This is a genomic window from Bradyrhizobium sp. LTSP849 (genome assembly GCF_000938255.1).
GTDB lineage: Bacteria > Pseudomonadota > Alphaproteobacteria > Rhizobiales > Xanthobacteraceae > Bradyrhizobium.
In genome coordinates this window covers 82,830-94,834 of sequence record NZ_JYMR01000004.1, presented here as the reverse complement: position 1 = coordinate 94,834, position 12,005 = coordinate 82,830, and the positions used below count along the sequence as shown (strand labels likewise).

At 63.0% G+C, this 12,005-nt stretch carries 12 protein-coding genes; 10 read left to right on the top strand and 2 right to left on the bottom strand.

The genetic code is table 11. From position 1 onward, the window contains the following. Positions 1–45 precede the first annotated feature (45 nt). On the bottom strand, positions 46–333 hold the full coding sequence (gene infA, locus UB31_RS02780; RefSeq protein WP_008131890.1) for a translation initiation factor IF-1: 288 nt from the start codon (positions 331–333) through the stop codon (positions 46–48). A 23-nt stretch (positions 334–356) separates the two neighbouring features. Beyond that, positions 357–1,910, bottom strand: coding sequence for a DEAD/DEAH box helicase (locus UB31_RS02775; RefSeq protein WP_045009724.1), 1,554 nt, complete (start codon positions 1,908–1,910; stop codon positions 357–359). A gap of 504 nt (positions 1,911–2,414) precedes the next feature. Between UB31_RS02775 and urtA the strand changes: the two genes are divergently transcribed. The 10 genes from urtA (at position 2,415) to ureC (ending at position 11,924) form a co-directional block, all read left to right on the top strand. Next, on the top strand, positions 2,415–3,737 hold the full coding sequence (urtA, locus tag UB31_RS02770) for an urea ABC transporter substrate-binding protein (RefSeq protein WP_045009723.1): 1,323 nt from the start codon (positions 2,415–2,417) through the stop codon (positions 3,735–3,737). Positions 3,738–3,834: 97 nt separating this feature from the next. Next, the gene (gene urtB / locus UB31_RS02765) at positions 3,835–5,445 is read left to right on the top strand and encodes an urea ABC transporter permease subunit UrtB (protein WP_045002512.1); all 1,611 of its coding nucleotides are present in this window, start codon (positions 3,835–3,837) and stop codon (positions 5,443–5,445) included. Continuing rightward, positions 5,442–6,611 (top strand): urea ABC transporter permease subunit UrtC, encoded by a 1,170-nt coding sequence (gene urtC / locus UB31_RS02760; protein ID WP_045002514.1) that lies wholly within the window; start codon positions 5,442–5,444, stop codon positions 6,609–6,611. Before urtB ends, urtC begins: the two co-directional genes overlap by 4 nt. A gap of 5 nt (positions 6,612–6,616) precedes the next feature. Beyond that, positions 6,617–7,378 carry an urea ABC transporter ATP-binding protein UrtD gene (gene urtD, locus UB31_RS02755; protein ID WP_045002515.1) on the top strand — a complete coding sequence of 254 codons (762 nt, stop codon included), beginning with the start codon at positions 6,617–6,619 and terminating at the stop codon, positions 7,376–7,378. A gap of 3 nt (positions 7,379–7,381) precedes the next feature. After that, complete coding sequence (gene urtE, locus UB31_RS02750) at positions 7,382–8,077, top strand: urea ABC transporter ATP-binding subunit UrtE (RefSeq protein ID WP_045009722.1); 696 nt, start codon at positions 7,382–7,384, stop codon at positions 8,075–8,077. Between the two features lie 33 nt (positions 8,078–8,110). Beyond that, positions 8,111–8,956: an urease accessory protein UreD gene (locus UB31_RS02745; RefSeq protein WP_045009721.1), complete on the top strand. Its 846-nt coding sequence runs from the start codon at positions 8,111–8,113 to the stop codon at positions 8,954–8,956. A gap of 40 nt (positions 8,957–8,996) precedes the next feature. Further along, the gene (locus tag UB31_RS02740) at positions 8,997–9,299 is read left to right on the top strand and encodes an urease subunit gamma (RefSeq protein WP_007605424.1); all 303 of its coding nucleotides are present in this window, start codon (positions 8,997–8,999) and stop codon (positions 9,297–9,299) included. A gap of 9 nt (positions 9,300–9,308) precedes the next feature. After that, entirely contained in the window at positions 9,309–9,614 is a 306-nt protein-coding gene (locus UB31_RS02735; RefSeq protein WP_045009720.1) for an urease subunit beta, read from the top strand. Positions 9,615–9,706: 92 nt separating this feature from the next. Then, a complete protein-coding gene (locus UB31_RS02730) occupies positions 9,707–10,174 on the top strand; it encodes an endonuclease domain-containing protein (protein ID WP_045009970.1) in 468 nt (155 codons plus the stop codon). A 34-nt stretch (positions 10,175–10,208) separates the two neighbouring features. Continuing rightward, the gene (gene ureC / locus UB31_RS02725; protein ID WP_045009719.1) at positions 10,209–11,924 is read left to right on the top strand and encodes an urease subunit alpha; all 1,716 of its coding nucleotides are present in this window, start codon (positions 10,209–10,211) and stop codon (positions 11,922–11,924) included. The last annotated feature ends 81 nt before the right edge of the window (positions 11,925–12,005 follow it).

The following is a 12,005-nucleotide window of genomic DNA, read 5'->3' as shown; positions in this document are numbered from 1 at the left end:
TGCAGCACAGCATTTTAGTTCCGCACTTGCGCGCGGACGAGCCGGTTAGCGACGACGGAACTGGCCGCCGCGCTGCCCCGGACGCGGAGGTCCACCCACCCCACTGGGACGTTCGTCCTTGTGGCGGAAAATCAGCCGGCCCTTTTCGAGGTCATAGGGCGACATCTCCACCGTCACGCGGTCTCCCGCCAGCGTCTTGATGCGGTTCTTCTTCATCTTGCCGGCGGTGTAGGCAACGATCTCGTGTCCGGCGTCGAGCTGCACGCGGTAGCGCGCATCGGGGAGGATTTCGGTGACCAGTCCTTCGAACTGGATCAGCTCTTCCTTAGCCATGAATTTCTCCAGGTCGTGGACGGCTAGTGCGAATAGGGTTTGCGAGTCGGTTGGCCCATCGGCCGACTCTCGCGGCGCAAAAAGGCCACGCCTTGTATCCCATCAGGCTTGCCGGCGCTATGCGCAGAACGCTGCTCCGGTCGGTCGTTTGACGATGAATGCGGCTTGCCACCGGACGGACGACGGCGAGCACCCTTCGAGACCTTCTGGCCACCACCAGGCCGTCCGTCAACATGCCTTCCGTCACCGTGCCGACCTTCGCCAGGCCTTCCGTCGCCCTGCTTGCCGGCGTTATGCCGTCCTTCAGGACGCCTTTCGTCAGCACGGCGTCCGTCACCTTGCCTTGCGCCTTGCGGGCGCTGGCCCGGGCGGCCCGGCCGGCCCTGCCGTTGCTGTGACGGGGGCGGGCCTGCATCGTTGCGGCCGGCGTCCGTGCGGTTATCTTCCCGCGGCAGCGCCACCTTGATCAGCCGCTCGATGTCGCGGAGATAGCCGAGCTCCTCGCCGCCTGCGACCAGCGAGATCGCGGTGCCCTCGGCGCCGGCGCGCGCGGTGCGGCCGATGCGGTGGACATAGGTCTCGGGCACATTCGGTATGTCGAAATTGATGACGTGGGTGATGCCGTCGACATCGATGCCGCGGGCGGCGATGTCAGTGGCGACCAGCGTGCGGATTTCACCGGAGCGGAACAGCGCCAACGTCCGCTCGCGATGGTTCTGCGACTTGTTGCCATGGATGGCGCTGGCGGCGATGCCGGCCCTCTCGAGCGTCTTCACCACCTTGTCGGCGCCGTGCTTGGTACGGGTGAAAACCAGCGCGCGGTTGATCGGCTCGTTCTTCAGGAGCTTGGTCAGGACGGCGGGCTTGGCCGAGAAGTCGACCTGAATGATGCGCTGGTTGATCCGCTCAGCCGTCGAAGACACCGGGGTGACTGCAACGCGGGCGGGATCACGCAGCATGGCGTCCGCGAGCTCGGCGATGTCCTTGGGCATCGTGGCCGAGAAGAACAGCGTCTGCCGCTTGATCGGCAGCTTAGAGACGATCTTCCGGATATCGTTGATGAAGCCCATGTCGAGCATGCGGTCGGCTTCGTCGAGCACCAGGAATTCGACGCTTCCAAGCTTGAGCCCGTTGCTCTGGACGAGATCGAGCAGGCGGCCGGGGGTCGCGACCAGCACGTCGACGCCCGGCATGAGCGCGCGGACCTGGCGCCCCATCGGCACGCCGCCGATGGCGAGTGTCGAGGCGAGGCGAACGTGGCGGCCATAGGCGTTGAAGCTGTCGAGGATCTGGCCGGACAATTCGCGGGTCGGCGAGAGCACCAGCACCCGGCAGGTCTTCGGCTGCGGCTTGATGCGGTTCTCGAGCAGGCGGTGCAGGATCGGCAGCGCGAAGGCCGCGGTCTTGCCGGTTCCGGTCTGGGCGATGCCGACGACATCGCGGCCGGTCAATGCCAGCGGGATGGTCTGGGCCTGGATGGGGGTGGGTGTGACGTACTTCTCTTCGGTGAGAGCGCGCGCGATCGGTTCGGCGAGGCCGAAATCCTGAAACGAAGTCAAAAGATGGGTTCTTTCCATGTCAAATACGAGCGCCCGGCGCAGTCGGCGGGGCACGCGCGAGAGGGTGTCGAGAAGACACCTGCGTGTTTGGGGTGTCGGATGGCTTGATGGGATGGGGCAAGCCAGAGGCCCGTAAGGGCTTAAGAACACGCGGCTCGCAACGACCACCCGATTCGCGAGCGATCTCAAGCGCTATATGGAACATCGGCGCGGCGCTTTCAAGGCGGGCGTGCGCCTGGCGTCGATTGCGGTGCAAAAATAGTTATGCCGGATTTTTAGCCAGAAGTGGGTTTCTGCTCAGAAAATAAACCGGATGCCGCATTGGCATACATTTTATTCGCTCATTTTTTGAGCAATCAAACTGCGGCGAAACTTTGATATCGGTCAAATTCTCAAATTAAGCCAATGGCTTAGTGGGTACTCGGGCCATGGCATGGTTCTTGCGATTCCGTTAATCGCAGGCGGCCGTGGGGCCGTTTCGCAGCGTCTTTTTCACGTCTGCGTCAGGGAGATGATACACTCATGCTTAACAAATCCACTCACGATATAGCGGCGTCATTTAGCCGCCGCGGCGTGCTCGCCGCGACCGCCGGACTGATGCTCGGTCTGGCTTCCATTTCCGGCGCGAAGGCCGCGGACGACACCATCAAGGTCGGCGTCCTTCATTCTCTCTCCGGCACCATGGCCATCAGCGAAACCACGCTGAAGGACACGATCCTCTTCCTGATCGATGAGCAGAACAAGAAGGGCGGCGTGCTCGGCAAGAAGCTCGAGGCTGTCGTCGTCGATCCCGCTTCGAACTGGCCGCTGTTCGCCGAGAAGGCGCGTGAGTTGATCACCAAGGACAAGGTCTCGGTCGTGTTCGGCTGCTGGACCTCGGTGTCGCGCAAGTCGGTGCTGCCGGTGTTCAAGGAGCTGAACAACATCCTGTTCTACCCCGTGCAGTACGAGGGTGAGGAGAGCGAGCGTAACGTGTTCTACACGGGTGCGGCGCCGAACCAGCAGGCGATCCCAGCCGTCGACTATTTGATGAAGGAAGAGAAGGTGAAGCGCTGGGTGCTCGCGGGCACCGACTACGTCTATCCGCGCACCACCAACAAGATCCTGGAAGCCTATCTGAAGTCGAAGGGTGTCGCCCAGGAAGACATCATGATCAACTACACGCCGTTCGGTCACTCCGATTGGCAGACGATCGTGGCCGACATCAAGAAGTTCGGCTCGGCCGGCAAGAAGACCGCGGTGGTCTCGACCATCAACGGCGACGCCAACGTTCCCTTCTACAAGGAGCTCGGCAACCAGGGTATCAAGGCAAAGGACATCCCGGTGGTCGCGTTCTCGGTGGGTGAGGAAGAGCTCGCCGGCATCGACACCAAGCCGCTGCTCGGCCATCTCGCCGCCTGGAACTACTTCGAGTCGATCAAGACCCCGGCGAACGAGAAGTTCATCAAGGACTGGCAGACCTACACCAAGAATCCGAAGCGCACGACCAACGATCCGATGGAAGCGCACGTGATCGGCTTCAACATGTGGGTGAAGGCGGTCGAAAAGGTGAAGTCAACTGATCCGGACAAGGTGATCGATGCGCTTCCCGGCATCGAGGCGCCGAACCTGACCGGCGGCGTGTCGAAGATGCTGCCGAACCACCACATCACCAAGCCGGTGTTCATCGGCGAGATCAAGGGCAACGGCCAGTTCGACGTGGTCTGGAAGACCCCGGGTCTTGTCGCGGGCGACGCCTGGTCGAAGGAGCTCGACGGCTCCAAGGATCTGATCGGTGACTGGGTCGGCAAGAAGTGCGGCAACTTCAACGTCAAGACCAACAAGTGCCTCGGTTCGGGCTCCTGATCCAAAAGCACCCGACCAAGGCCTGACGGCCAATTGCGATCGGAGAAGGCGGCGATCCCGCCGCCTTCTCCACCCATTTCTGCCGGGGTCAATCACAGTGCCAGCCAAGTTATCCGCCCGCCTCTGTTCGCTCTTGCTCTCGTTGTTTCTGATCGCGTTCGCGCTGCCGGCCTTCGCCGGTCCGTTCGAGGATGCGGTCGCCAAATTCGCCAACGACGATTATTCCGATACGGAAGAGGCGATCGGCGTGGTCGCCAGCAGCGGCAATCCGCTGGCCTATCCCATCATCAGCGCGCTCCAGGACGGCCGCCTGATGGCCGATCCGGACAGCAAGAAAGTTTACGTCACCGGCGCCGACGGCAAGTCGATCGATGCCGCGACCGGCCAGCCCGTCGCCAGCGTTCCCGACAGTGCCAGCGCGGTCCGTCTCAACAATCGCTTGCGCCGCAGTGTTGATGCCGCGGTCGGCGGCCTGACGCTGATGTCGCCGGATGTCACGGCCCGCATTCAGGCCGCGCAGTCCGTCTTCAAGTCGCATGAGGAATCGGCGCTTGAGGCCGTCAATACGGCGCTGGCAAAGGAAACCAACAAGTCGGCCAAGGCCGCTCTCGGCGACGCACGTGCAGCGATCCTGCTGTTCAAGTCCGATGCCACCGAGGTTGAGAAGCTCGAGGCCGTCGCCACCATCAAGGCGCGCGGCGACCAGGAAGCACTGGCGATGCTGACCGGCATCGGCGCCGATCAGCCAGCCTCGGTGACGAAGGCCGCGACCAGTGCGATCGCTTCGATCCAGAGCTCGCTGGCGATCTGGTCCACGGTGCAGAATGCCTGGTACGGCCTTTCGCTTGGCTCGGTGCTGTTGCTCGCTGCGATCGGCCTCGCAATCACCTTTGGCGTGATGGGCGTCATCAACATGGCGCATGGCGAGATGGTGATGATCGGGGCCTACACCACCTTCGTGGTGCAGGAGGTGATCCGCACGCGCTATCCTGCCCTGTTCGACTATTCGCTGCTGATCGCCGTTCCGCTTGCATTCCTCGTCGCCGGCGCCATTGGCGTGGTGATCGAGCGCAGCATCATCCGCTTCCTCTATGGTCGCCCGTTGGAAACGCTGCTCGCGACCTGGGGCCTGTCGCTGGTGCTCCAGCAGGTCGTGCGCACCATGTTCGGCCCGACCAACCGTGAGGTCGGCAACCCCTCCTGGATGAGCGGCGCGTTCGAGGTCGGCCAGATCACTATCACCTATAACCGGCTCTGGATCCTTGTCTTCACGCTCGCGGTATTTGGGATACTGCTCGCGATGCTGCGCTACACGGCGCTTGGGCTCGAGATGCGCGCGGTGACGCAGAACCGCCGCATGGCGGCCTCGATGGGCATCGCCACCTCGCGCGTCGACGCGCTGACCTTCGGGCTCGGTTCGGGCATCGCCGGCATCGCGGGCGTGGCGTTGTCGCAGATCGATAATGTCAGCCCCAATCTCGGTCAGAGCTACATCATCGACAGCTTCATGGTCGTGGTGTTCGGTGGGGTCGGCAATCTCTGGGGCACACTGGTTGGCGCCTTCACGCTCGGCATCGCCAACAAGTTCCTGGAACCGGTCGCCGGCGCAGTGCTCGGCAAGATCGCCATTCTGGTTCTGATCATCCTGTTCATTCAAAAGCGGCCGCGCGGACTGTTTGCGCTCAAGGGCCGTGCGGTGGAAGCATGACCCCTCACATGCTGACGCGATCGCTGGACCGCGGCGCGACGATCTTCCTCGTTATCGTCGCGGCATGCGGGATTTTGATCCCGCTCTCCAACCTGCTGCTGCCGGCGGGCTCGTTCCTGCAAGTGCCGACCTACCTTGTCGCGCTCTGGGGCAAATATGTCTGCTACGCGATCCTGGCGCTCGCGATCGACCTAATCTGGGGCTATTGCGGCATCCTCTCGCTTGGCCACGGCGCGTTCTTCGCGCTCGGCGGCTACGCCATGGGCATGTACCTGATGCGCCAGATCGGCACCCGCGGTGTCTACGGCAATCCGATCCTGCCCGACTTCATGGTGTTCCTGAACTATCCGAAACTGCCGTGGTACTGGTATGGCTTCGACATGTTCTGGTTCGCGGCGCTGATGGTGCTGGTCGTGCCCGGGCTTCTGGCATTCTGCTTCGGCTGGCTCGCTTTCCGCTCCCGTGTCACCGGCGTCTATTTGTCGATCATCACGCAGGCGATGACCTATGCGCTGCTGCTCGCCTTCTTCCGCAACGATTTCGGTTTCGGCGGCAACAACGGCCTGACCGACTTCAAGGATATTCTGGGTTTCAACGTGCAGGCCGAGGGGACACGTGCGGCCCTGTTTGCGCTGAGCTGCCTTGGGCTGATCGTCAGCTTCCTGATCTGTCGGGCCGTCGTCTCCTCCAAGCTCGGCAAGGTCCTGATTGCGATCCGCGACGCGGAATCGCGAAGCCGCTTCCTCGGGTACCGCGTCGAATCCTACAAGCTGTTCGTGTTCACGCTCTCGGCCTGCATGGCGGGCGTGGCCGGCGCGCTCTACGTGCCGCAGGTCGGCATCATCAATCCGAGCGAATTCGCACCCGGCAATTCGATCGAGGCGGTGATCTGGGTCGCGGTCGGCGGCCGCGGCACGCTGGTCGGCGCGGCGCTAGGGGCCGTCGTCGTCAACTACGCCAAGACGTTCTTCACCTCGGGCATGCTGGCGCCGTACTGGCTGTTCATGCTGGGCGCGATGTTCATCCTGGTGACACTGCTGCTGCCGAAGGGCATCATCGGCACCTTCAACGCCTGGTGGGAATCGTCGAAGGAAAGACGCATTGCAGAGACCACCGCGAGCGCTGCGGCGGAAGACGGCGTCACCGAACCGAAGATGGCGGAGTAAGCGCGATGAACGTCATGGACACCCGCGCGACCTCCGCGTTGCTCTATCTCGACGGCGTGCACGTCTCGTTCGACGGTTTCCACGCCATCAACAATCTGTCGCTCACGCTCGCGCCCGGCGAGATGCGCGCCATCATCGGCCCCAACGGCGCCGGCAAGACCACGATGATGGACATCATCACCGGCAAGACCAAGCCCGACGAAGGCACGGTGCTGTTCGACGGCGTCACCGACCTGACTCGGCTCGACGAGACGCGCATCGCCGAGCTCGGCATCGGCCGTAAATTCCAGAAGCCGACCGTGTTCGAGAGCCAGACCGTGCAGGATAACCTGCTGCTTGCGCTCAATGTCGACCACAGCGTCAAGGGCACGCTGTTCTGGCGCGGCAGCAAGCCGGAATCGGAGCGCATCGACAAGGTGCTGGAGACGATCCGTCTCACCGACGCCCGTAATCGTCTTGCCGGCAGCCTCAGCCACGGCCAGAAGCAATGGCTCGAGATCGGCATGCTGCTGGCGCAGGATCCGAAGCTGCTGCTGGTCGACGAGCCCGTTGCCGGCATGACCGACGTCGAGACGCATCTCACGGCGGAGCTGCTCAAGGAAATCAACAAGACCCACACCGTGATGGTGGTCGAGCACGACATGACGTTCGTGCGCGAGCTCGGCGTCAAGGTCACCTGCCTTCACGAAGGCACCGTGCTCGCCGAAGGCACCATCGATCAGGTGTCGTCGAACGACCGGGTTATCGAAGTGTATTTGGGGCGCTGAACCATGCTCGAGGTCAAGGACATCAACCTGTTCTACGGCGCGGCGCAGGCGCTGCGTGGCGTCTCGATCTCGGCCGAGCCGGGCAAGGTGACGTGCGTGCTCGGACGCAACGGCGTCGGCAAAACGTCACTGTTGCGCGCCATGGTCGGGCAATATCCGATCTCGTCGGGCGCGATCGTGTTCGACGGCAGCGACATCACCGGCCTCAAGCCCTATGAGCGGGCCCGCAAGGGCGTTGGCTTCGTGCCGCAGGGACGTGAGATCTTTCCGCTGCTGACGGTGGAGGAGAACCTGAAGACCGGCTTCGGCCCGCTCAAGCGTGAGGACAGGCACATTCCGGACGATGTGTTCTCGCTGTTCCCGGTGCTGCAATCCATGCTCGGCCGGCGCGGCGGGGATCTCTCCGGCGGCCAGCAGCAGCAGCTCGCGATCGGGCGTGCGCTGGTGATGCGGCCAAAGCTGCTGCTGCTTGATGAGCCGACCGAGGGCATCCAGCCGTCGATCATCAAGGACATCGGTCGGGCGATCTCTTACTTGCGCAATCTCGGCAACATCGCCATCGTGCTGGTCGAACAATATCTCGACTTTGCCTGCGAACTCGGCGACAGTTTTGCCGTGATGGATCGCGGCGCAGTCAAGTTCACCTGCGACCGCACCAATCTCGACGCGGGCGAGATCAGCCGCCAGATGGCGCTGTAAAGGAAATCCTGCCGCGGCCGGCTGGGGAGACGGATGCGCAGCGAACTATCAGCCAATTCTTCTGACCTGGATTCGCCTGTGTTCGAGGCCAACCGCGCCCGCGGCGCGGTGCGGTTCGATGTGCACGCCCGCGATGGCGTGACGCGGCGCGGCGTCCTGCATGAATCCGGCTCCCTGCGCGTGCGCTTTCCCTCGCCGGAAGACCACGGCTTGTCCGGCGTGTTCGTCAACACGGCCGGTGGCGTCGCCGGCGGCGATCGCTTCGACATCGAGATTACGGCCACTGACGCCGCGCGGCTGACGCTGACTACGGCAGCCGCGGAAAAGATCTATCGTGCGCCGGGTCCGGCGGCCCAGCTCAACATCGCTCTCAAGGTCGCCGCAGGCGCGCATCTCGGCTGGCTGCCGCAGGAGACGATCCTGTTCGACCGTGCGCGCGTGCAGCGCCGCTTCGACATCGATCTCGACGAGGCGGCTTCGCTTTTGCTCTGTGAAATCGTCGTGTTCGGCCGCACCGCCATGGGCGAGCGGATGGAGCAGGGTGAGTTCGTCGACCGCTGGCGGTTGCGGCGTGGCGGCAAGCTGGTCTTCGCGGAAACCGTCCGGCTCGATGGGAATATTGGTGCAAAGCTCGCGCGATCTGCGGTCGCCAAGGGCGGCGCGGCGATCGGCACCGCCCTGATCGTGCCCGGCGATGAAGCGCTGATCGAGCGGCTCCGTGAAGCGGCGGACTCGTTCTCTAGCGAGGTCGGGATATCGGCGTGGAATGGCTTTGCAATGGCGCGGTTCTGTGCCCAAGATGCGGCGCGCTTGCGTGCCGACATGATGGCTGTGCTCGCGCGCACGGGCGTGGCGCTGCCGCGATTGTGGCTGAATTGACGACCGGCTGAATTGATGATGTGAACTGAAGAGATTTCGCATGAACCTGTCTCCCCGCGAAAAGGACAAGCTTCTGATCTCGATGGCGGCGATCGTGGCGCGCCGCAGGCTGGATCGCGGCGTCAAGCTCAACCATCCCGAGGCGATCGCAATCATCTCCGATTTTATCCTCGAAGGCGCGCGCGACGGCCGCACCGTTGCCGAGCTGATGCAGTCCGGCGCGCAGGTGCTGACCCGCGATCAGGTGATGCCCGGCATCCCGGAGATGATTCACGACATCCAGGTCGAAGCGACCTTTCCGGACGGCACCAAGCTCGTCACGGTGCACGAGCCGATCCGATAGGAGCCCAACATGATCCCCGGCGAACTCTTCATCCAGGACGGCGAGATCGAGCTCAACGCGGGCCGCAAGACCGTGACGCTCACGGTCGCCAACACCGGCGACCGCCCGGTCCAGGTCGGCTCGCACTACCATTTCTTCGAGACCAACCCGGCGCTGAAGTTCGACCGCAAGAAAGCCCGCGGCATGCGTCTCGACATCGCCGCCGGCACCGCCGTCCGTTTCGAGCCCGGCCAGACCCGCGACGTCCAGCTTGTCGCCGTGGCCGGCAAGAAGACCATCTACGGTTTTCGTGGCGATGTGATGGGGAAGCTGTAGGGCAGGTTGAGGCGCGCGGCGTGATCCACAGTGAGGTGAGCACAATGGTCGGGCTCCCTCCCCCCTTGCGGGGGAGGGTTGGGGAGAGGGGTATGCCACACGACGAGGTCAGCGAGATTCAGCGCCATCGCGCCAAACGATTGAGGCGCGAGATGACTCGTGCGGAGACATTGCTATGGCGCTACCTGAAGGCCGGCCGTCTCGCGGGTTTGGCGTTTCGTCGCCAGACTCCCATGGGGCACTACATTGCGGATTTCGTCGCACATTCCTGCAAGCTTATCGTTGAACTCGATGGCGAGAGCCACGATTTTGAAGAACGTATCCGCCACGATGAACAGCGCGACCAATGGTTCGCATTTCGCGGATATCGCGTGCTGCGATTTACTAACGACGACGTGATGAAAAATCTCGAGGGCGTTGTTCTTTCTATTGTCGAGGCTGCGGAGCAAGCGGCACCCCTCTCCCTAACCCTCCCCCGCAAGGGGGGAGGGAACCCTTCCAGCAATGCGTCCCTAACTAACGGCGAGAGCGGTGCGTCCGACGGCGTCGGGGACGCATAAGCATGCAAAAATTCAAACGCAAACGGGGCTTGTGATGTCCGTCAAGATGAAGCGTTCCGTGTATGCCGACATGTTCGGCCCGACCACCGGCGACAAGGTGCGGCTCGCCGACACCGATCTCATCATCGAGGTCGAGAAGGATTTCACGATCTACGGCGAGGAGGTGAAGTTCGGCGGCGGCAAGGTGATCCGCGACGGCATGGGCCAGTCGCAGGTGACCAACAAGCAGGGCGCGGCGGACACCGTCATCACCAATGCGCTGATCGTCGATCACTGGGGCATCGTCAAGGCCGACGTCGCGATCAAGGAGGGCATGATTTCGGCGATCGGCAAGGCTGGCAATCCCGACATCCAGCCGGGCGTCACCATCATCGTCGGCCCCGGCACCGACGTGATCGCGGGTGAGGGCAAGATCCTCACCGCTGGCGGCTTCGACAGCCACATCCATTTCATCTGTCCGCAGCAGATCGAGCACGCGCTGATGTCTGGCGTCACCTCGATGCTTGGCGGCGGCACCGGTCCGTCGCACGGCACTTTCGCCACCACCTGTACGCCGGGCCCCTGGCACATGGGGCGGATGATCCAGTCGTTCGACGCCTTCCCAGTCAATCTCGGCATTTCCGGCAAGGGCAATGCCTCGCGTCCCGCGGCCTTGGTCGAGATGATCAAGGGCGGCGCCTGCGCGCTGAAGCTGCACGAGGATTGGGGCACGACGCCGGCGGCAATCGACAACTGCTTGTCGGTCGCCGACGATTACGACATCCAGGTGATGATCCACACCGACACGCTGAACGAATCCGGCTTCGTCGAGGACACGATCAAGGCGTTCAAGGGCCGCACCATCCACGCCTTCCACACCGAAGGTGCCGGCGGCGGCCACGCCCCTGATATCATCAAGGTTGCCGGTCTGAAGAACGTGCTGCCGTCCTCGACCAATCCGACACGGCCGTTCACGCGCAACACCATCGACGAGCATCTCGACATGCTGATGGTGTGTCATCACCTCGATCCTTCGATCGCGGAAGACCTGGCGTTTGCCGAAAGCCGTATCCGCAAGGAGACCATCGCGGCCGAAGACATCCTGCACGATCTCGGCGCGCTCTCGATGATGTCCTCGGACTCCCAGGCGATGGGCCGCCTCGGCGAGGTCATCATCCGGACATGGCAGACCGCGGACAAGATGAAGAAGCAGCGCGGGTCGTTGCCGCAGGACAAGGGCAAGGACAACGACAATTTTCGCGTGAAGCGCTACATCGCCAAATACACCATTAATCCCGCGATCGCGCACGGTGTGTCAAAGCTGATCGGCTCGGTCGAGAAGGGCAAGATGGCCGATCTCGTGCTGTGGTCGCCGGCGTTCTTCGGCGTCAAGCCGGACTGCATCATCAAGGGCGGGATGATCGTGGCCGCACCGATGGGCGATCCCAACGCCTCGATCCCGACGCCGCAGCCGGTGCATTACCAGCCGATGTTCGGCGCCTTCGGCAAGGCGCGCACGGCATCTTCCGTGGTCTTCACCTCGAAGGCCGCGATCACCGGCGGCCTGGCGCGCAAGCTCGGCATCGACAAGAAGCTCTACGCGGTCCAGAACACCCGCGGCAAAATCTCGAAGAAGAGCATGATCCACAACGACGCAACGCCCAATATCGAGGTCGATTCCGAGACCTACGAGGTCCGCGCCGACGGTGAATTGCTCACTTGCGCGCCCGCCGAGGTGCTGCCGATGGCGCAGCGATATTTCATGTACTGAAATAGCGCCTCAACGCATGTTCCCGGCGCATGTCCGGGGGCGGCTTTCCGGTTTTGCGTTCGATCCCGGCTGGTCTAAGGT

What these genes read in the sequence shown, in the direction of transcription:
- UB31_RS02745 (WP_045009721.1), top strand. Translation starts at nt 8,111, where the DNA reads ATGCGCAGCGAACTATCAGCCAATTCTTCTGACCTGGATTCGCCTGTG.
- ureC (WP_045009719.1), top strand. Translation starts at nt 10,209, where the DNA reads ATGTCCGTCAAGATGAAGCGTTCCGTGTATGCCGACATGTTCGGCCCG.
- UB31_RS02730 (WP_045009970.1), top strand. Translation starts at nt 9,707, where the DNA reads ATGCCACACGACGAGGTCAGCGAGATTCAGCGCCATCGCGCCAAACGA.
- urtE (WP_045009722.1), top strand. Translation starts at nt 7,382, where the DNA reads ATGCTCGAGGTCAAGGACATCAACCTGTTCTACGGCGCGGCGCAGGCG.
- infA (WP_008131890.1), bottom strand. Translation starts at nt 333, where the DNA reads ATGGCTAAGGAAGAGCTGATCCAGTTCGAAGGACTGGTCACCGAAATC.
- urtC (WP_045002514.1), top strand. Translation starts at nt 5,442, where the DNA reads ATGACCCCTCACATGCTGACGCGATCGCTGGACCGCGGCGCGACGATC.
- urtA (WP_045009723.1), top strand. Translation starts at nt 2,415, where the DNA reads ATGCTTAACAAATCCACTCACGATATAGCGGCGTCATTTAGCCGCCGC.
- urtD (WP_045002515.1), top strand. Translation starts at nt 6,617, where the DNA reads ATGAACGTCATGGACACCCGCGCGACCTCCGCGTTGCTCTATCTCGAC.
- UB31_RS02740 (WP_007605424.1), top strand. Translation starts at nt 8,997, where the DNA reads ATGAACCTGTCTCCCCGCGAAAAGGACAAGCTTCTGATCTCGATGGCG.
- UB31_RS02775 (WP_045009724.1), bottom strand. Translation starts at nt 1,910, where the DNA reads ATGGAAAGAACCCATCTTTTGACTTCGTTTCAGGATTTCGGCCTCGCC.
- UB31_RS02735 (WP_045009720.1), top strand. Translation starts at nt 9,309, where the DNA reads ATGATCCCCGGCGAACTCTTCATCCAGGACGGCGAGATCGAGCTCAAC.